Genomic DNA, 18,959 nt, shown 5'->3' on the forward strand with positions numbered 1-18,959 from the left:
CTTGGTACCCGTGAGCGCAACGAACCTCGACCCCGTGAGCGGCCCGGACACCCGGCGTGCCCTGGACACCTGGCGCGACCTGCCCGCGGCCCAGCAGCCGGACTGGCCCGACCGCGGCGAGCTGGACAAGGTCGTCGCGGAGCTGGCGTCCCTGCCCCCGCTGGTGTTCGCCGGCGAGTGCGACCAGCTCAAGGACAGCATGGCCGCCGTGGCGCGCGGGGAGGCGTTCGTCCTGCAGGGCGGCGACTGCGCCGAGACCTTCGCGGGCGCGACGGCCGAGAACGTGCGCAACAAGCTCAAGACGCTGCTGCAGATGGCGATCGTGCTGACCTACGCCGGCCGCGTGCCGGTCGTGAAGATCGGCAGGCTCGCCGGGCAGTTCGCCAAGCCGCGGTCCAAGCCCATGGAGACCCGCGACGGCGTCGAGCTCCCGGCCTACCGGGGCGACATGGTCAACGGCTTCGACTTCACCGCCGAGGCCCGCCGTCCCGACCCGAACCGGCTGCTGCGCGCCTACCACTCCTCCGCCGTCACGCTGAACCTCGCGCGGGCCTTCACCAAGGGCGGCTACGCCGACCTGCGCCAGGTCCACGCGTGGAACCAGGACTTCGTCGCGGAGTCCCCGGCGGGGCGGCGCTACGAGCAGCTCGCGCGGGAGATCGACCAGGCGCTCTCGTTCATGCGGGCCTGCGGGGCCGACCCCGAGGAGTTCCACACCGTCGAGTTCTACTCCTCCCACGAGGCCCTGATCCTCGACTACGACCGGGCGCTGACCCGGATCGACTCGCGTACGGGCCTGCCCTACGACGTGTCGGCGCACATGGTGTGGATCGGCGAGCGCACCCGGCAGCTCGACGGGGCGCACGTCGAGTTCTTCAGCCGCATCCGCAACCCGATCGGCGTGAAGCTCGGCCCGACCACCACGCCCGAAGAGGCCATCGCGCTGATCGACAAGCTCAACCCGGACAACGAGCCCGGACGGCTCACCTTCATCGCCCGCATGGGCGCGGGCAAGGTCCGCGACGCCCTGCCGACACTGGTGGAGAAGGTCAACGCGAGCGGCGCCACCGTGGCCTGGGTGTGCGACCCGATGCACGGCAACACCTTCGAGGCGCCGAGCGGCCACAAGACCCGCCGCCTCGACGACGTGCTCGACGAGGTCGCGGGCTTCTTCGAGGTGCACCACGCGCTCGGCACCCACCCCGGCGGCATCCACATCGAGTTCACCGGCGACGACGTGACCGAGTGCGTGGGCGGCGGGCACGCGATCGTGGAGGAGGACCTGGCGCTGCGGTACGAGACCGCGTGCGACCCCCGCCTCAACCGCGGTCAGTCGCTCGATCTCGCCTTCCGCGTCGCGGAGCTGTACCGGTCGAGCTGACCCGCACCGGGCCTTACTGTGCCGCCCGGTACTGTGCCGCCCGGTCCGGCCGTCTGAATCCGCCGTCGCCCTCCGATCACTCGGACGGGGTGACGGCGGTTTCCGTTTCCGGGGCGCGGCCCGGGGGCCTCAGGAGTTCTTGGCCTCCGCCTCGATCTGAGCGCGGATGGCGTCCATGTCGAGCGCGCGCAGCTGCCGGATCAAATCCTCGAGCGCCGGCGCGGGAAGGGCGCCCGGCTGGGCGAACACCACGATGCCGTCGCGGATCGCCATGATAGTCGGAATCGCGGTGATCTCGAAGCCCTCCGACAGGGCCGGCTGCGCCTCGGTGTCGATCTTGCCGAAGGTGATGTCCCCGTGCTCCTCGGACGCCTTTTCGAAGATCGGCGCGAAGGACCGGCAGGGGCCGCACCAGGATGCCCAGAAATCGAGCAGTACGATGCCGTTGTCGGCGATGTCGTTGAAGTTCTTCTCGGTTACCTCGATGGTCGCCATGGGCGACTCCTTTCGCTCGGTCTTCAGCGGGCATAACCAGCCGGACAATCCCAGCATTCCATTTCGCGATGAGCCTCGTGTGATTGGGCAGGAGACCTCCTTGACCTAGAAGGAGCACCCGGATGACGACTCATGCCGTACGGCCGACCGACTTGACGGCCCAGAAGGGCACAGGCGCCCGGATCGCCTCATGGTTATCGAGCACGGACCACAAGGTGATCGGAAACCTCTATCTGATCACCACGTTCTTCTTCTTCCTGGTCGGCGGCCTGCAGGCGATGGTCATCCGGGCGGAGCTCCTCGAGCCCGGCATGCAGTTCGTCACGTTGCAGCAGTACAACCAGCTGTTCACGCTGCACGGCACCATCATGCTGCTGTTCTTCGCGACGCCGTTGTTCGCCGGATTCGCCAACGCGATCATGCCGCTGCAGATCGGCGCTCCGGACGTGGCGTTCCCGAGGCTGAACATGGCGAGCTACTGGCTGTTCCTCTTCGGCGGCCTGATGGTGCTCGGATCGATGCTGACCGGTGGGGCGCCGACGTTCGGCTGGACGGCTTACACGCCGCTGTCGACCGCGCCGTTCACCCCGCAGCTCGGCGGGGACCTGTGGGTGATGGGCCTGGCCCTGTCCGGCCTCGGGACGATCCTCGGCTCGGTCAACTTCATCACGACGATCATGTGCATGCGCGCCCCGGGCATGACGATGTTCCGGATGCCGATCTTCACGTGGAACGTGTTCTTCACCTCGATCCTCGTGCTGATCGCCTTCCCGGTGCTCGCCGCCGCGCTGCTGGCACTGGAGATCGACCGCAAGCTGGGCGCCCACATCTACGACCCGCAGACCGGCGGTCCGCTCCTGTGGCAGCACCTGTTCTGGTTCTTCGGCCATCCGGAGGTCTACATCATCGCGCTGCCGTTCTTCGGCATCGTCACCGAGGTGATCCCGGTCTTCAGCCGCAAGCCGCTGTTCGGGTACGTCGGGATGGTCGGCGCGACGATCGCGATCACCGCGCTGTCGGTCACCGTGTGGGCGCACCACATGTTCGCCACCGGGAACGTGCTGCTGCCGTTCTTCTCCCTGATGACGTTCCTGATCGCCGTGCCCACGGGGGTGAAGTTCTTCAACTGGACCGGCACGATGTGGCGGGGCCATCTCACCTTCGAGACGCCGATGCTGTGGGCCGTGGGCTTCCTCGTGACGTTCCTGCTCGGCGGGCTCACCGGGGTGATCCTGGCGTCGCCCCCGCTGGACTTCCACGTGACCGACACCTACTTCGTGGTCGCCCACTTCCACTACGTGGTGTTCGGCACGGTGGTCTTCGCGATGTTCTCCGGCTTCTACTTCTGGTGGCCGAAGCTGACCGGCCGGATGCTGAACGAGCCGCTCGGGAAGATCCACTTCTGGATGCTGTTCATCGGCTTCCACATGACGTTCCTCATCCAGCACTGGCTCGGCGCGCAGGGCATGCCGCGGCGGTACGGCGACTACGCGGCCGGCGACGGCTTCACGTGGATGCACCAGGTGTCGAGCGTGGGGGCGTTCCTGCTCGGGCTGTCCACCCTGCCGTTCCTCTACAACATCTGGTGGATCGTACGGCACGGGGAGAAGGTGACGGTCGACGATCCGTGGGGGCACGCCAACGCGCTGGAGTGGACGACGTCCTGCCCGCCGCCGCGCCACAACTTCGTGTCGATCCCGCCGATCCGCTCCGAGCGGCCCGCCTTCGACCTGCGCTATCCGCGGATCGGCGGCAAGCCGGGCGAGCCGCCGGAGACCAAGCGGGACTTCGTCGATCCCGACGCGAAATAGGAGCGCGGAACAGAAAGGGGCCCCGTCGCCGGGGGCCCCTTCGCGTGCGAATCGTCAGCTCTTGCCGCCGGGCAGGTTCAGCCCGATCAGCAGCGGGTCGTGGTCGGAGGAGCGGAACGCGTCGGGCCGGTAGAGGCTCGGCGGGTTGTACTCCAGGTTGTAGTCGAGGATGCGCGGCTCGTCGGCGTTGACGTGCCAGATGGTCGCCCCGGTCACCCGCTTGACCAGCTGCTTGCCGGCCATCGCGTGGTCCAGCTCGCCCGACAGCCCGTCGAACAGGTAGCTGTAGCGCTGGGCCGCGGGGACGAACCGCTTGGACAGGCTGGTCAGGCCGCCCGTCTCCAGGGTGTGGATCGGGTCCTCCTCGCCGTACGCGTTGAGGTCGCCGATCACGAGCGGGTTCGGCAGGTCCATCGAGTCGATGAGACCGAGCACGGCCTTGGCCTGCCGTACGCGCTCGGCGTTGTAGCAGCTCTGCCCGTCGCCCTGGTCGGTGTCGCCGCCGGTGGCCTCCTCGTCACAGCCCTTGGACTTGAAGTGGTTGACGAGCAGCGTGAACGGCTGGCCGCCGCCCACCCGGCGGAAGGTCTGGATCAGCGGCGGCCGCCGGAAGACGGGATCGGTCGAGGACCGCGTCTGTCCGACGGGGGTCAGCTTCGCCGGCTTGTAGATCGCGGCGACGTGGATGGCGTCGGTGCCCGGGTAGGGGTGGGTCAGGGCGGCGTACGTGCCCGCGCCCACCTCGGCGTTCAGGGCGTCGACCAGCGCGTCGACGGCCGTCTGACCGTTGTTCTCGACCTCCATGAGCCCGACCACGTCGGCGTTCAGGCCCTTGAGCGTCGCGACGGTCTTCTTGAGCTGCCGCTGCTGCTCCTCGGCGGTGCCCGCGCCGCGCGAGCCGAGCGTCGTGAACCAGTTGAGCGTGTTGAGACTGGCCACGCGGACGTTGCCGCCCACGGGAAGGGGCGCGGGCAGCCGCGGGTTGGTGCGCAGGAAGGTGACCTGCTTCGTGGGCTCCAGCAGGTACTGCCCGAAGCCGTAGGTCAGCACGCCGGTCATGCCCACGGCGGTGTCGCCGAGCCGGACGACCTGCGGCGTGGTGTACGGGATGGTGGCGGGGTTCTCGGTGCTGGAGCCGTCGTCGACCAGCAGCGACCTGCGGGCGTCGAGTGCGGGGTTCACGCCGGGCCGGTCGGTCGGCTGGAAGAGCCTGCCGCCGGCGGAGACCGTCACCTCGCCGTACCGGCCGAGGTTGTAGTGGTCGGTCACGGTCAGCGGCTCGGGGAAGGTCACGAGCATGTTCTCGTACGGCTCGAAGGTGGCGCCGTCGGCCCGCGGCAGGTCGTAGGCCTTCGGCGTGATCGCCCCGGTGCCGCACACGTCCACCGCCGTGACCGGGGACAGCTCGGTGAGCCCGTTGAACTCGGTGACCCGGCCGGTGACGAGCACGCGGTCACCGGCCTTGACGTCCTTGAACGACGCCCGGGCGAACGCGAACAGGCCGTCGGAGGTGGCCGGGTCGGCGTCGGGCGTGGGGTCCTGGAAGTAGAACCCGCTGAGCTGGTTCGTGGCCTGGAAGTCGCCGGTCACCACGCCCTCGACCCGGACGGTCTGCCCTGCGAGCGGGGAGGCGGCGCCGCTGCCCTGGACCTCGGCGATCTGCCGGTTCACCGGCACGTCGCACGGGTCCGTGCTGGGCGTCGGCGAGGCGGAGGGCGACGCCGACGGCGAGACCGAGACCGAGGGCGAGGGCGAGGCGGACGGCGACGGGGAGGCGGCGCCACAGGGCGCCGGGGGCGTCGCGGTGTTGCGCGGCGCTGGCGTGCCCGCGGCGAAGTCCGCGGCGTTGTCGTCGGTGTCCGCGCAGCCGCCGCCGGCGCGCACCGCGGCGGTGGAGTTGCTCAGGCCCGGGGCCGCCGCCGTGCCCTCGAAGTAGTTGGCCGTGCCGTATCCGACGAGGTCGGCGATCTGCGCGGTCTGCTCGGGTGTGCAGGGCGAGGAGCCGCCGTTGCAGGCGAGACCGGTGGCCGAGCGGACCAGGGCGACCTTGCCGGCCGTGGCGCTCAGGCTGAGAGCGCCGACGGTGTCGGCGGACGGCAGCGTACCGCTCGGCGTCGATCCGGCGGAAAGCTGAACCAGGTGATATCGACCGGGGGCGAGCGAGCCCGACAGGTCCTGCTTCTGGGAGCCGAACTGGCCGGTCCCGGTGGCACTCGTGTACTGGAGGGACCAGCCGTCCAGCGAGATCGTGGCGGTGCCGCGGTTGAACAGTTCGACGTAGTCGTTGGTGTAGGGGGCGCCGGAGTTGCCGCCGCCTCCGTACACCTGGCTGATCACCACGGCGCCCGGCTCGGCCGAGGCGGGCGCCGGCGACGCGACCGTGACGCCGGCGGTCAGGAGACCGGCGGCCGCGAGCGCGGCGACCGCGCGGGCGCCGCGTCTCGCGCCACGTCTCAGGTCGCGGCCACCGGGGTGGTCATCGGGAAAGGCCCGGGAGAGAGCACGCATGCCCCGGACTTTAGGGGTAGACCACCGCGACACCAGGACCAATAAGTGTCTTTAACACAAACTTGTATGAATTTGCCGATTGCCTGACGGCGCAAACGTAGGCGTGCTGCCCTTGCGCGGCGCGGTTCGGGATGGATCGGTCCTATCCGGACGGGTCCCCCGGTCAGCAGTGGACGACGGCCACCGGACAGGTGACCGCGTCGATCAGCGGCCGGGTGACCGATCCGAGCCTGCCGAGCACCCCTCGGGCGCGGGTCGCGCCGACGACCAGCATGGTCGCACCGGGTGCGGTGTCGGCCAGCACGTCGAGCACGGGCCCCTCGACGGGCTGGAGCACGATGTGCACGTCCGGATACCGCGCCCGCCAGGGCTCCAGGGTGCGCTCCAGGGCCTCGACGGCCTCCCTGCCGGGGACGTCGGACATCACCATGGGCGCCATGCCCGCACTCCAGGCGGCGGCCGGGTAGCGCCAGGCGTGCACCGCGATCAGCGACAGCCCGCGCAGGGCGGCCTCGCGGAACGCGAAGGCGAGGACGTGGTCGTCGCCGCCGCCGACGCCGGCGACGATGGGGCCGGGGTGCCTGCGATGCGGCAGCGACCCCGTGCCGCGGACCACGATCACCGGGCAGAGGGCGTGCGTCGCGACGTGCCCCGCGACCGACCCCATCATCCGGCGGGCCGCGCCGCTCAGGCCGCGCGACCCCACGACGACGAGGTCGGCCGTCTCCGACAGCGCGACGAGCCGGTCGGAGGCCGGCCCCTCGAACAGGTCCTCCCGCACGCGGACGCCGCTCGTGCACTGCCGGGCGCATTCCGCGCCGTGCCACAGCACGTGCTCGGCCGCCTGGTGCAGCGACTTGCGCGCCTCCTCGTCGCCCGCGCCGTACGGCGACTGCCAGGCGTGGCAGACGGTGATGGGCGTGTCCCTGAACTCGGCCTCGTCCATCGCCCAGTCGAGCGCCTGCATGGCGAAGTCGGAGCCGTCGTACCCGACGACGATGCCCTGGTTGGTGGCTGGGCCGCCGGCTGGGCTGTTGGGGTCCATGCCCTCATGCTCCGCCCGGGCCGTGCGGTCCGGCAGGGCGGAAAGTCCCGAGACCGGGAGGACATCCGGCCCCCGGCGGAGGTCAGGTCAGGACCGGCTGCCGGCGAGCACTCCGGGACGGCGGTCGTGCTCCATGCCGGGCAGCACGACGACGACCGGGCACCTGGCCCGCAGCAGGCAGGCGGAGACGACCGGGTTGAGCACGGGGTAGGGCTCGGACTCGGCCTCGTGCGCGCCCAGCACCAGCAGGTCGGCGCCCTCTGTCGCGCGCAGCAGGACCTGCGCCGGCGGACCCTCGACGACGACCGGCTCGACATGGCGCTCACCGAGTTCGGCGACGGCCTGACCGGCGACGTCCAGGGCGGTCCTGCGCTCGTCCTCCCGTGAGGTGCGGCTCGCGATCGGCGCGTAGTGGGCGTGCAGCCCGCCCGTCCACTCCCAGGCGTACACCGCCTCGACCCGCGCGCCGCGCAGCGAACCCTCGGCGGCGGCCCACCGCAGTGCGGCCTGCGACGCCATCGACCCGTTGATGCCCACCACGATCTTCGGCTGGTTCACGTTCCGCCTCGCTCTCCGCTCTCAGTCTCGCCGACCAGGGTTAACAGGGTGTTGCCGCGGCGAAACGGTCAGAAGACACCGCCCACGAGCATCCCTGTACCCACAAAGACCGCCTGTCCCTCCCACCTCAGAAGGGACAGGGCCATGTTTTGGGGGGCCGGGCTCACCTGAGGACAGGGTATCTGCGAACCGGAGCGGTGCCGCTCCCCCCCTTTACCGATCCGGAGACGCCCGCTGACCGTCTCGTTGCCCGCTCCACATCCTCAAGGACACCGCACGGCGGCCCGCGGCGGCAGTGCCGTACGGCTCGGGTCGCACGGGACCTTGGGCCCAGGTCAGGGATCACCCTGATGCGCCCCAGGGCTCCCGGCCGTACGCTTGCCGCAGACCGGGGAGGGACGATGGGGAACGCGGGTCCGATCGACGAGTACGTCGCGTCGATGCGTCATGCGCTGCGGGGCCCGGGCGGCGCCAAGCGCGACCTGCTGACCGAGGCGCGCGACAGCCTGCTCGACGCGGCCGAGGCGTACGAGGGCGAGGGTCTCCCCCGGGCCGAGGCCGAACGGCTGGCGGTCGCCGACTTCGGGACCGTGCCCGAGGTCGCGCCGGGCTTCCAGGGGGAGCTGACGGTGAGCCAGGGCCGCCGCACGGCCACGCTGCTGTTCCTCAGCGTGCCGCTCATCGCGTTCATGTGGGCGGTGATCTGGCGGATCTTCCCCGAGAGCCCGCATGTCGACGAAATCAAACCGGCGTGGTTCGGGCTGCTGGCCAGGACGGTGGACCTGCTCCAGCTCAGCGTGGGCGTGCTAGGCGGCGTCGCGCTGCTCGCGTTCGGCCGCGGGGCGCGGCGCGTCCGCCGTCCCGCGCGGCTCACCCGGTGGCTGGGGTTGTTCGTCTGGATCGAGACGCCGCTGATCGGGGTGTCGGGCCTGGCGCTGGCGGCGGCCGCCCACGGCCCTGTGGGGTTCTCCGGCTACGCCCCCGGACTGGCCGTGGCCCTGGTCAGCGACCTGCTCTCCGCCTGGCAGCTGTACAGCGCGGCGCACTGCCTGCGCTGCACCAGGGCCGTCGCCGCGCTCAGCGCAGCGGATCGAGAACGCTCCCTATCGCGGTCGTGAACGACCGCCAGGCCGACCGCTCCCCCGCCAGCGACTTGCGCCCGGCGTCGGTGAGGCGGTAGGTCCGCCGTTTGCGCCCCCCGTCGGAGGCCCACTCGCCGGCGAGCAGCCCGGCCCGCTCCAGCCTGCGCAGCGCGGGGTAGACCGTGCCCGTCGGCACGTCGAGTGCGCCGCCGCTGCGCTCGCGCAGCGCCTCGATGATCGCGTAGCCGTGCAGCGGCTCGCGCTCCAGCACGGAGAGCAGCAGGGCGTCCATATGGCCCCGGAGCGCATCGGCGTTCACGCCCGCAGCCTATCCCGGTTCTTCACGCGTCCAGTCTATATGTAGGCTGTCTATATGTAGGCAGTCTACGTATAGGCTTCAAGACGCCAAGGAGAGACCAATGGACGTCGTCGGCCTCGCCCGGATGCAGTTCGCCGTGACCGGAAGCCTCCACTTCCTGTTCGTCGTGCTCACGCTCGGGCTGGCCCCACTGGTGGCGATCATGCACACGCGGTACGCCATCGGCGGGAACCCCCTGCACGAGCGGATGACCCGCTTCTGGGGGCAGATCTACGTGATCAACTATGCGCTCGGCGTCGTCACCGGGCTCGTGATGGAGTTCCAGTTCGGGCTGAGCTGGAGCGGGCTTTCGCACTACGCGGGCGACGTGTTCGGCGCGCCGCTGGCCATGGAGACGCTGCTGGCCTTCTTCCTGGAGTCCACGTTCCTGGGCCTGTGGATCTTCGGCTGGCACCGGCTGCCGCGCGGCCTCCACGTGGCCTGCATCTGGCTGGTGACGCTGACGGCGTACGCCTCGGCGCTGTTCATCATGGTCGCCAACTCCTTCCTGCAGAACCCGGCGGGCTCGGCCGAGGAGGGCGGACGGCTCGTGCTGCGCGACTTCGGCGCCCTGTTCACCAACCCGACCCTCGTCTTCGCGCTCCCCCACGTGCTGAGCGCCGGTCTGTGGGCCGGCGGGTTCGTCGTGATGGGCGCCAGCGCCTACCACCTGTACCGGCGCACCACCGACCGGGAGTTCTTCACCCGCTCCCTGCGCATCGGCGTGCTGGCCGCCTTCGTCGGGTCGCTGTTCACGGTGGGGTTCGGCTACGCCCAGTTCGGGCCGGTCAGCGACGTGCAGCCGGACAAGTTCCACGGGGCGGCCCCCGGCGTCGCACTCGGACTGATGATCATGATCGGGCAGTTCGTCCAGTTCGGCGTGATGTTCGTGCTGGCGCCGCTGCTCATCCGCGACCTGCTGGCCCGCTGGCGCTGGCTGCACCCGCTCCTCATGATCATGACCCCGCTGCCGTTCGTCGCGGCGATCGCCGGTTGGATCGTCCGTGAGGTCGGCCGCCAGCCCTGGCTGGTGTACGGCAAGCTCTCCGTGGCCGACGCCCTCACCCCCGGACTGACCCGGGCGGACATCACCGCCTCCTTCGCGGGGTTCGCGGGCGTCCTCGGGCTGCTCGCCCTCGTCGACTACGTCCTCATCGCCCGTGCCGTACGGCGCGGCCCGGGACGGGTCGCGCTCGGCGCCGCGGACCTTCCCGTCACCGCCGAGCCCGTCCCCGCCCACTCGCTGTAGAGGACACGCTCCCCATGGACATCTTCTGGTTCCTGACGTTCGCCGTCCTGCTGGCCGGCTACTTCGCCCTGGAGGGCTTCGACATCGGGCTCGGCGTACTGCTGCCCGTGCTGGGCCGCTCCCCCGCCGACCGCGACCGCCTCGTCGGCGCGATGGCGCCGTTCGTGCTCGCCAACGAGGTGTGGCTGGTCGCGCTCGCCGGTGTGCTGTTCGGCGCGTTCCCGGTGCTGGAGGGCCAGGCGCTGAGCCGCCTGTATCCCCTCGTCGTCGCCCTGCTGCTGGCCTGGATCGTGCGCGACGCGGGGCTGTGGTTCCGCCGCAGGGCCGACGGCGCCGCCTGGCGGCTGGCGTGGGACGGCGCGCTGTGGGCGGGCTCGGCGGGGCTGGCGCTCGCGTGGGGCGCGATCCTGGTGGCCGTCGCGCGCGGCCTGCCCGCCTCGCCCCTCGACGTCCCGGCCGTGGCGGGAGGTGTGGCGCTGCTCGCGCTGCTCGCCTGGCACGGCCGCACCTTCGCGGCCTGGCGCCTGCGGAACGGCCCGCGCGGGAGCGGGCGGGCGCTGCTGCTGTCGGCCTGCGCCGCCGCCGCGCCCGCGGTCCTGGTCATGGCGGCCGCGGCCGCCCGCATGCTCGGCAACGCCGCCCCGGATCAGACACTGACTGTGCTCAGTGTCATGGTGGTCCCGGTCGCCCCGATCCTCGCGGGCGCGCAAGTATGGGTGTGGCGCACCTTCTCCAGGGGCGCGCTGCCGACGTTCTTCTGATTGGGGACCGTTGCACAAGGATCTCCTCCGGCTGGCCCGCGCGGAGCGGAGCGTCCGCATCCATCTCGCCTGCTGCCTGGCGGCGGCGGTGGTGGCCGGGCTGCTCGTGCTCGTGCAGGCGGAGTTGCTGGCCGGGGTGCTGTCCGGCCGGTTCGCGGTCGTCGTGCTGCTCCCGCTGGCGCTCGTCGTCGCCTGCCGCGGGCTGCTCGGATGGGCGCAGGGAGTGCTCGCGGGCCGCGCGGCCACCGCGCTGAAGTCGGCCCTGCGGCGGCTGCTCCTCGGCCGGGTGGAGGGGCTCGGGCCGGCGTACCGGTCGGGTGAGCTGGTGACGCTCGCGGGCCGGGGACTCGACGCGCTCGACCCCTACCTGACGGGTTACCTGCCGTCGGTCGCCGTGGCCGGGGTCGTGCCGCTCGCGGTCGTGGTCCGGCTCTTCGTGGCCGACCTGGCCACCGCCGTGATCGTGGTGCTCACGCTGCCGCTGATCCCGATCTTCGGGGCGCTGGTCGGGTGGACCACCAAGACCGTGACGGAACGGCAGTGGCGCGCGCTGGCCCGCCTCGGCGGCCACTTCCTCGACGTCGTGCGCGGCCTGCCCACGCTGCGGGCCTTCGGCCGGGCCCGCTACCAGGCGTCGGTGATCCGCGAGGTGGCCGAGGCCCACCGCGCCGCGACCATGCGCACGCTGCGGGTGGCGTTCCTGTCGTCGCTGGTGCTCGAACTCGTGGCGTCGCTGTCGCTGGCGCTGGTCGCGGTTCCCGTGGGGCTGCGGCTGCTGTCTGGCTCGCTCGACCTGCGCACGGCGCTGCTCGTGCTGCTGCTGGCCCCGGAGGCGTACCTGCCGCTGCGCGCTATGGGCACCCGCTTCCACGCCGCCATGGAGGGCGTCGCCGCCGCCGACGAGGCGTTCGCGGTGATCAACCCGCCGCAGGAGGCAGGGCAGGAGACCCCGTCGGCCGGAGCCGCGACGGGCACGGGGAAGGCGCCAAGCGCGAGGAGCGCGGAGAAGGCAGGGGCCGCGGGGCGTGCCGCGCCGGCCGGCGGGCCGCCGGAGATCCGGCTGGAGGACGTCACCGTGCGCTACCCGGGCCGCGAGGAGACCGCGCTCGACGGCGTCTCGCTGGTCATCCGGCCGGGTGAGCGGGTGGCGATCGTCGGCCCGAGCGGCGCGGGCAAGAGCACGCTGCTGCACCTGCTGCTCGGGTTCGTGACCCCGTCCGAGGGGCGGGTGCTGGCGGACGGGACGGATCTGGCCGGCCTCGACCTCGACGCGTGGCGGCGGCGGCTCGCCTTCGTGCCGCAACGCCCGCACCTGTTCGCGACGTCGGTGGCCGACAACATCGCGCTCGGCTCTGCCGCCGGACCCGACGAGATCAGGGCCGCCGCCGAGGCGGCGCGGGTGGCCGAGTTCGCCGGCGCCCTGCCGCAGGGGTACGACACCCCGCTCGGCGAGCGCGGCGCGAACCTGTCGGCGGGCCAGCGTCAGCGGGTCGCCCTGGCCAGGGCCTTCTGCCGCCCCGCCGCCCAGGTGCTGCTGCTGGACGAGCCCACGGCGCGGCTCGACGGCAGGAGCGAGGCGGCGATCGTGGCGGCCACGCGCAGGCTGGCCGAGGGCCGCACGGCGATCATCGTCGCGCACCGCCCGGCGATGATCGACCTGGCCGACCGGGTCGTCCGCCTCGACGGCGGCGTCCTCGTCCCGCCGGTTCCGGTGCAGGGCGGGGAGGCCCGATGAGCCGCGCGAGGACAACCACGAAGACAGCCACGGAGACGACCGCAGCGGCCTCACCGCTGTCGGTGGTCACCGGCACCGGCATGGGCCGGCGGCTCGTGCTCGCCGCGCTCGCCGGGGCGGCGGCCGACCTCGCGGGGGTCGCGCTCATCGCGTCGGCCGCCTGGCTGATCACACGGGCCGCCGAGCAGCCGCCCCTGGCGGCGCTGTCGGTCGCGATCGTGGCCGTGCGGGCGTTCGCGACCACCCGCGGCGTGTTCCGGTACGGCGAGCGCCTGGCCGGGCACGACGTCGCGCTGCGGGCCCAGGCGGGCACCCGCGAGCGTCTCTACCGGGCGCTGATCCCGGCCGGGCCGCTGCCGCAGCGCGGGGCCGACCTGCTCAGCCGCATGGTGGACGACACCGACGCCGTGCAGGACCTGCTCGTCCGCTGCCTGCTGCCGGCCGCCGCCGCGCTGATCACCGGCGTCGCCGCCGTCGTCATCGCGGGCTTCCTGCTGCCCGCCGCCGCGTTCGTACTCGCCGCCGGCCTGCTCGTCGCCGGGGTGCTGCTGCCCGCGGGCACGGCCGCCGCCGCGCGGCGCTGGTCGGCGCGGATCGCCCCGGCCCGCGCCGACCTGGCCGCCCGGGTGGCCGACCTCGTCCACGGCGCGGCCGACCTCGCGGCCTACGGCGCGCGTGACCGGGCGCTGTCGGCGGCGATGGACGCCGACGGGCGGCTGTCCCGGTTGGAGCGGGGGCAGGCCCGGATCAACGCCGCCGCGCTCGGCGTCGGCATGCTGACCCAGGGGCTGACCGTCGTCGCCGTGGTCCTGACGGCCCAGGCCGCCGGTCTCGACCGGGTCGCGACCGCCGTGGCCGCCCTGACCTCGCTGGTCGCCTTCGAGCCCGCGCTGCCGCTGGCGGCGGCGGGCGAGCGGTTCGCGGGAGTCGTCGCGGCGCTGCGCAGGCTCAGGGAGATCGCCGCCACTTCCCCTGCGGTGCGCGAGCCCGCGGACCCGGCGCCCGCGCCCGAGCCGCCGCTGATAGTTGAGGTCGACGACCTCGTGGTGCGCCACGGCGGGCGCGAGCCCGCGCTGAACGGCGTGAGCCTGACGCTGACGCCGGGCCGCCGCGTCGCGGTGGTCGGCCCGAGCGGCGCGGGCAAGAGCACTCTGCTGTCGGCGCTGATGCGGACCGTGGAGATCGAGTCCGGCGCGATCCGGCTCGACGGGATCGACGTGCGGCGCCTGTCCTCCGACGACGTGCGGGCGCTCGTCACGGGTCTCACCCAGGACCCGTACGTCTTCCAGGCCACGGTCAGGGACAACCTGCGCCTGGCCGGGCCGCGGGCGTCCACCGAGGACATCGAGGCGGCCGTGCGACGGGCCCGCCTGGACGCCTGGACCGAGCGCACCGGCTGGGACGCGGTGCTCGGCGAGGACGGCCGCACCGTCTCCGGCGGCCAGCTCCAGCGGCTCGCGCTGGCCCGGGCCCTGCTGTACGACCCGCCGGTGCTGCTGCTGGACGAGCCGGCCGAGGCCCTGGACGAGGAGACGGCCGACCTGCTGATGGCCGACCTGCTGGACGCCACCCGGGGCCGCACCACGCTGCTGGTCACCCACCGGCTGCGCGGCCTGGAGCAGGTCGACGAGATCGTCGTGCTGGAGGGCGGCAGGGTCACCCAGCGCGGCACGCACGCCGACCTCGTCGCCGTGCCGGGCTACTACCGCGACCTGTGGGAGTCGGAGGCCCTCACCCGCCACCGCGGCTGAACGCTCCCGCCCCGCCACCTGTTCGCGTGAACCTTCCGTGAAGAAGGCATTGCGGATCTTGTCAGATGTAAGTAATTTTCAGACAACGCGATGACCTTGCATGGCATTTACCTACACGCATGGCGCTCGCCGAACTGGCTACGAGCCGAAAGGGAGTCTCATGAAGAGAAGGTGGATCGCGGGAGCGATCGGCGTGCTCGCGGTGGCGCTGGCGGCGTGCGCTCCCGGGGGCGGCGCATCCGGCCAGGGCGGTGAGGCACAGGGCGACAAGGCGGGCGGTGACAAGGTCACGCTGAGCCTGTGGTCGTGGCGGGTGGAGGACGTCAAGGCGTACGAGAAGATCCTCGCCAAGTTCGAGGAGTCGCACCCGAAGATCCACGTCGAGTTCAAGCCGTTCCAGGCCACCGAGTACAACAACATCCTGGCCACCGGCCTGTCCGGCACCGCCGGGCCCGACGTCGCCCAGCTGCGGGCGTACGGCGGGCTCCAGCCGCTGGTCGAGGCGGGCCAGCTGGTGCCGCTGGACGGCAAGGTCGAGGCGCTGTCCGGCTTCGACGCCAAGCTGCTGGAAGGTGCCAAGGGCCACAAGGACGGCAAGATCTACGGCGTGCCGTTCGCCTACCAGACGCTCCAGGTGCTCTACAACAAGAAGCTCTTCGGCGACAACGGCATCCAGCCCCCCGCCACCTGGGACGACATGATCGCGGCGGCCGGGAAGCTGAAGGCGGCCGGGATCACGCCGTTCGCCGTCGCGGCAGGGCCAGACGCGACCTGGACGCTGCCGATCGTCCACGAGATCTTCGGCAACGCCCGTTACGGCAGCACGAAGTTCCGGGACGCGCTGCTGAGCGGCGAGAAGAAGTTCACCGACCCCGACTTCACGGCCTCGATCAAGCTGCTCAAGGACCTGGAGCCGTACTTCCCCAAGGACGTGGTGGCCGTCAAGATCCCTGACGTCCAGGCGCTGTTCGCCACCGGGAAGGCCGCGATGTACCCCACGGGCAGCTTCGACCTGGCGCCCGTGCTCGCGGCCAACCCGAGCCTGGAGGTCGGCGCCTTCCAGGTGCCGCCGCCGCCCGGCTCCCCGGTGACCACGCCCGTCACGCCGGGCTGGGCCGACGGCTCGTTCGGCGTCAACGCCAAGTCGGCTCACCAGGCCGAGGCGCTCGAACTGGTCAAGTGGATGGCGACGCCGGAGTTCGGGCAGCTCTACGCGAGCGAGCTCAAGCAGCTGTCCGCGGTTCCCGGGGTCACGCCGTCGGATCCGCTGCTGGCGGAGATGGCGAAGAACTACGCCGCCAACGGCGCGCCGTACACGCTGCTCGTCGACTTCCGGTACGGCCAGCCGAACGGTGACGCGGTCTTCCGGGACGAGGTGCAGAAGATGCTGGTCGGCCAGACCGATCCCAAGGCGGTCGCCGAGAGCGTGCAGAAGGGCGTCGAGCAGTGGTTCAAGCCGGGGAACTGAGCGCGCGCCGACGCTCTCCCGGCCGCTCTCCCCGCCGCTCTCCCGGGCGATCCCCCGGAGGTCGCGCGGCACGCACCGGCGCCGGTCGCCGCTACGTGCCGCGGTGGCGGGTGCTGGCCGTCTTCCTGCTGCCCGCGCTCCTGCTCTACTCGGTGTTCATCGTCTATCCGCTGGTCACCGCGCTCGACTACAGCTTCTTCGAGTGGCGCGGGATCCGGCAGACAGGGTTCGCCGGGCTCGGCAACTACCGCGACCTGTTCGGCGTCTACCCCTACGACCAGCAGCTGTGGCGGGCGTTCGGGCACAACGCGCTGTTCTTCGCCGGGACGATGCTGATCCAGAACACGGTCGGGCTGCTGTTCGCCCTGCTGCTGTACCGGTACGGCCGCGGCAAGCGGTTCCTGCAGGCCGCGTTCACCACGCCCTACCTGGTGGACCCGCTGGTCGTCGGCTACCTGTGGAGCCTGCTGCTCAACCCGACGTTCGGCCCGGTCAACTCCCTGCTCGAGGCGGCCGGGCTGGACTCGTGGGCGTTGCCCTGGCTGGGCGACACGCGTACGGCGCTGCCGATCGTCATCGTGGTCAACGCGTGGCAGTGGGTGGGCTTCCCCATGCTGCTGTTCTCGGCCGCGCTCGCCGGAATCCCGGCCGAATACCACGAGGCGGCCCGGGTCGACGGCGCCTCGGCCTGGCAGGCGTTCCGGCGGGTGACGCTGCCGCTGCTCACCCCGGCGATCGGCGTGGTGAGTGTGCTGACGTTCATCGGCAACTTCAACGCCTTCGGGCTGGTCTACGCGATGGCCGGATCGACCGGGTCCCCGGCGGGCTCGACCGACGTGCTCGGCCTGCTGTTCTACCGGGTCGCGTTCGTGGAGGGCGGCACGGAGGCCATCGGGCGGTCGTCGGCGCTCGCCGTGCTGATGTTCGTGTTCATCTTCGGGGTGTCGCTGCTGGCAAGCTCGTACTTCCGCCGCCGCGAGAGGAGACTGCTGTGACGGCCCCGCACCGGGCTCCCGGGCGCGTCGCCGTCCACCTGCTGCTGTGGGGGTACGCGGTCGTCGCGCTGCTGCCGTTGGCCGTCATGGTGCTCAACTCGCTGCGGCCCACGAGCGAGATCTTCACCACGCCGCTGGGGCTGCCGGCGTCCCCCACGCTGCACAGTTACGCCCGGGTGTGGACGGAGGCGTCGTTCAGCACCTACCTGCTGAACTCGCTGGTCGTCACCTGTGGCGCGGTGCTGCTCGGCACGGCGGTCTCCGCGCTGGCCGCCTATCCGCTGGCCCGCTACGACTTCGTCGGCAACCGGGTGCTCGGGGCGTACTTCCTGGCGGGGCTGATGCTGCCGATCCGCCTGGGCCTGGTGCCGATCTTCTACCTCATGGACTCCATGGGCCTGATCGACTCGCTGCTGGGGCTCACGCTGCTGTACGCCGCGTCCGGGGTGCCGTTCTGCATGTTCGTGCTGTCGGCGTTCTACCGTTCCCTGCCCGGCGAGCTGGACGAGGCGGCCAGGCTCGACGGGGCCGGCGAGTTCCGGATCTTCGGCCAGATCATGCTGCCGCTGGTGCGGCCCGCGCTGGCGTCGGTGATGCTGTTCCAGTTCGTGCCGCTGTGGCATGAGTTCCTCTACCCGCTGGTGCTGCTGCGCTCCGACGAGAAGTTCACGATCCCGCGCGGGTTGTCGCAGTTCTTCGGCGAGTACACGACCGACTGGTCGGCGCTGTTCGCCGGGCTGGTCCTCGCCACGGCACCGCTCTTCGTGCTGTTCGTCCTGGCGACCAAGCAGATCATCGCCGGGCTGACCGCCGGCATGAGCAAGTAGAGGCAGGGTGGCGTGAGCACCGGCGGGGACTATTCGAACGGGATTCTCGTGCGGCTGCGCGGCGCGATCCGGTCTCTGCGGCCCGCGGAGCAACGGGTCGCGCGGGCGGTGCTGGCCGACCCCCAGGGCGTCGCGGACCGGCCGATCGGGACGCTCGCCCGCGAGTGCGGCACCTCGGAGGCCACCGTGCTGCGCTTCTGCCGGGCCATCGGGCTGCGCGGTTATCCCGAGCTGCGGATCGCGCTCGCCCGCGAGGCGACGCTGGAGGCGTCGCGTGCCGGGAGTGCCCGCCCGCTCGACGGGGACATCAGCGCCGACGATCCGCTGGAGGAGATCATCGCCAAGATCGGGTACAGCGACTCCCGCGCGGTCGCGGAGACCGCCGAGCATCTCGACATCGCCGCGCTGGAGCGCGCGGTCGACGCGATCGCCGAGGCCCGCCGCGTGGATCTCTACGGCGCCGGGGCGAGTGGCTTCGTCGCCGCCGATCTGCACCAGAAGCTGCACAGGATCGGCCTGATGGCGTTCGCCTGGCAGGACTTCCACAGCGCGCTCACCTCGGCCGCGCTGCTGCGCGCGGGCGACGTCGCGATCGGCATCTCGCACACCGGCACCACCGTCGACGTCCTGGACGCGCTGCGGCTCGCCGCCGACCGGCAGGCGACCACGATCGCGATCACGAACTTCGACCCCTCGCCGATCACGGAGCTGGCCGACATCGTGCTGCGGACCGCGGCACGCGAGACCCCGTTCCGCTTCGGCGCGATGGGCAGCAGGATCGCCCAGCTCACCGTCGTCGACTGCCTCTCCGTCGGGGTGGCCGCCCGGCGCACGTACGACGAGACCCTCACCGCCCTGGAGGACACCTTCCGCGCGATCAGCGGCCGCCGGCGCAGGTAGCCACTGTTCCGGAGAAAAGCGATCGCCGGCGGGCC

General features: G+C 71.8%; 16 protein-coding genes. 11 read left to right on the plus strand and 5 right to left on the minus strand.

All coding sequences use genetic code 11. The features are described 5' to 3' along the window. Window positions 1-10: 10 nt before the first annotated feature. The gene (locus HHX35_RS32465) at window positions 11-1,381 is read left to right on the plus strand and encodes a class II 3-deoxy-7-phosphoheptulonate synthase (RefSeq protein WP_352239967.1); all 1,371 of its coding nucleotides are present in this window, start codon (window positions 11-13) and stop codon (window positions 1,379-1,381) included. Window positions 1,382-1,510: 129 nt separating this feature from the next. Here HHX35_RS32465 and HHX35_RS32470 read toward each other — a convergent pair whose 3' ends face one another. Next, window positions 1,511-1,876 (minus strand): co-chaperone YbbN, encoded by a 366-nt coding sequence (locus HHX35_RS32470; RefSeq protein WP_182902473.1) that lies wholly within the window; start codon window positions 1,874-1,876, stop codon window positions 1,511-1,513. Between the two features lie 122 nt (window positions 1,877-1,998). Here HHX35_RS32470 and ctaD point away from each other — a divergent pair, with 122 nt between their 5' ends. Next, on the plus strand, window positions 1,999-3,687 hold the full coding sequence (gene ctaD / locus HHX35_RS32475; RefSeq protein WP_182902474.1) for a cytochrome c oxidase subunit I: 1,689 nt from the start codon (window positions 1,999-2,001) through the stop codon (window positions 3,685-3,687). Between the two features lie 54 nt (window positions 3,688-3,741). Here ctaD and HHX35_RS32480 read toward each other — a convergent pair whose 3' ends face one another. From HHX35_RS32480 to HHX35_RS32490, 3 genes are all read right to left on the minus strand, one after another. Further along, on the minus strand, window positions 3,742-6,195 hold the full coding sequence (locus tag HHX35_RS32480; RefSeq protein ID WP_182902475.1) for an ExeM/NucH family extracellular endonuclease: 2,454 nt from the start codon (window positions 6,193-6,195) through the stop codon (window positions 3,742-3,744). A gap of 163 nt (window positions 6,196-6,358) precedes the next feature. Next, entirely contained in the window at window positions 6,359-7,240 is an 882-nt protein-coding gene (locus HHX35_RS32485) for a universal stress protein (protein WP_182902476.1), read from the minus strand. 87 nt (window positions 7,241-7,327) lie between these two features. Beyond that, the gene (locus HHX35_RS32490; protein ID WP_182902477.1) at window positions 7,328-7,798 is read right to left on the minus strand and encodes a universal stress protein; all 471 of its coding nucleotides are present in this window, start codon (window positions 7,796-7,798) and stop codon (window positions 7,328-7,330) included. A 401-nt stretch (window positions 7,799-8,199) separates the two neighbouring features. Here HHX35_RS32490 and HHX35_RS43985 point away from each other — a divergent pair, with 401 nt between their 5' ends. After that, window positions 8,200-8,916, plus strand: coding sequence for a permease prefix domain 1-containing protein (locus HHX35_RS43985; RefSeq protein WP_182902478.1), 717 nt, complete (start codon window positions 8,200-8,202; stop codon window positions 8,914-8,916). On the opposite strand, the gene HHX35_RS32500 is transcribed toward HHX35_RS43985, so the two are convergent. Next, entirely contained in the window at window positions 8,876-9,199 is a 324-nt protein-coding gene (locus HHX35_RS32500) for a helix-turn-helix transcriptional regulator (RefSeq protein ID WP_182902479.1), read from the minus strand. The two genes, HHX35_RS43985 and HHX35_RS32500, sit on opposite strands and share 41 nt — an antisense overlap. Before the next feature lie 100 nt (window positions 9,200-9,299). On the opposite strand from HHX35_RS32500, the gene HHX35_RS32505 reads away from it, so the two are divergent. The 8 genes from HHX35_RS32505 to HHX35_RS32540 all read left to right on the plus strand — a co-directional run bounded on the left by HHX35_RS32505 (window position 9,300) and on the right by HHX35_RS32540 (window position 18,924). Then, window positions 9,300-10,487: a cytochrome ubiquinol oxidase subunit I gene (locus HHX35_RS32505; protein ID WP_182902480.1), complete on the plus strand. Its 1,188-nt coding sequence runs from the start codon at window positions 9,300-9,302 to the stop codon at window positions 10,485-10,487. A gap of 14 nt (window positions 10,488-10,501) precedes the next feature. Continuing rightward, the gene (locus HHX35_RS32510) at window positions 10,502-11,248 is read left to right on the plus strand and encodes a cytochrome d ubiquinol oxidase subunit II (RefSeq protein WP_182902481.1); all 747 of its coding nucleotides are present in this window, start codon (window positions 10,502-10,504) and stop codon (window positions 11,246-11,248) included. A gap of 10 nt (window positions 11,249-11,258) precedes the next feature. Further along, on the plus strand, window positions 11,259-12,983 hold the full coding sequence (gene cydD, locus HHX35_RS32515) for a thiol reductant ABC exporter subunit CydD (protein ID WP_182902482.1): 1,725 nt from the start codon (window positions 11,259-11,261) through the stop codon (window positions 12,981-12,983). Then, complete coding sequence (gene cydC / locus HHX35_RS32520; protein WP_259405603.1) at window positions 12,980-14,734, plus strand: thiol reductant ABC exporter subunit CydC; 1,755 nt, start codon at window positions 12,980-12,982, stop codon at window positions 14,732-14,734. Before cydD ends, cydC begins: the two co-directional genes overlap by 4 nt. Window positions 14,735-14,894: 160 nt before the next feature. Then, window positions 14,895-16,202, plus strand: a complete 1,308-nt coding sequence (locus HHX35_RS32525; protein ID WP_182902483.1) for an extracellular solute-binding protein — start codon at window positions 14,895-14,897, stop codon at window positions 16,200-16,202. A 95-nt stretch (window positions 16,203-16,297) separates the two neighbouring features. Continuing rightward, window positions 16,298-17,197, plus strand: coding sequence for a carbohydrate ABC transporter permease (locus HHX35_RS32530; RefSeq protein ID WP_285782065.1), 900 nt, complete (start codon window positions 16,298-16,300; stop codon window positions 17,195-17,197). Further along, complete coding sequence (locus HHX35_RS32535) at window positions 17,194-18,024, plus strand: carbohydrate ABC transporter permease (protein WP_310739461.1); 831 nt, start codon at window positions 17,194-17,196, stop codon at window positions 18,022-18,024. The genes HHX35_RS32530 and HHX35_RS32535 overlap by 4 nt, the downstream gene beginning before the upstream one ends. Window positions 18,025-18,036: 12 nt before the next feature. Further along, a complete protein-coding gene (locus HHX35_RS32540) occupies window positions 18,037-18,924 on the plus strand; it encodes a MurR/RpiR family transcriptional regulator (RefSeq protein WP_182902484.1) in 888 nt (295 codons plus the stop codon). Window positions 18,925-18,959: the final 35 nt, after the last annotated feature.

The sequence above is a fragment of the Microbispora sp. H10830 genome, from assembly GCF_014161375.1.
In the GTDB taxonomy this organism is placed as follows: domain Bacteria; phylum Actinomycetota; class Actinomycetes; order Streptosporangiales; family Streptosporangiaceae; genus Microbispora; species Microbispora catharanthi.

Bases quoted from the DNA above. Each gene is read 5' to 3' on its own strand.
- HHX35_RS32470 (WP_182902473.1), bottom strand. From the start codon at position 1,876: ATGGCGACCATCGAGGTAACCGAGAAGAACTTCAACGACATCGCCGAC.
- ctaD (WP_182902474.1), top strand. From the start codon at position 1,999: ATGACGACTCATGCCGTACGGCCGACCGACTTGACGGCCCAGAAGGGC.
- HHX35_RS32480 (WP_182902475.1), bottom strand. From the start codon at position 6,195: ATGCGTGCTCTCTCCCGGGCCTTTCCCGATGACCACCCCGGTGGCCGC.
- HHX35_RS32485 (WP_182902476.1), bottom strand. From the start codon at position 7,240: ATGGACCCCAACAGCCCAGCCGGCGGCCCAGCCACCAACCAGGGCATC.
- HHX35_RS43985 (WP_182902478.1), top strand. From the start codon at position 8,200: ATGGGGAACGCGGGTCCGATCGACGAGTACGTCGCGTCGATGCGTCAT.
- HHX35_RS32505 (WP_182902480.1), top strand. From the start codon at position 9,300: ATGGACGTCGTCGGCCTCGCCCGGATGCAGTTCGCCGTGACCGGAAGC.
- HHX35_RS32510 (WP_182902481.1), top strand. From the start codon at position 10,502: ATGGACATCTTCTGGTTCCTGACGTTCGCCGTCCTGCTGGCCGGCTAC.
- cydC (WP_259405603.1), top strand. From the start codon at position 12,980: ATGAGCCGCGCGAGGACAACCACGAAGACAGCCACGGAGACGACCGCA.
- HHX35_RS32525 (WP_182902483.1), top strand. From the start codon at position 14,895: ATGAAGAGAAGGTGGATCGCGGGAGCGATCGGCGTGCTCGCGGTGGCG.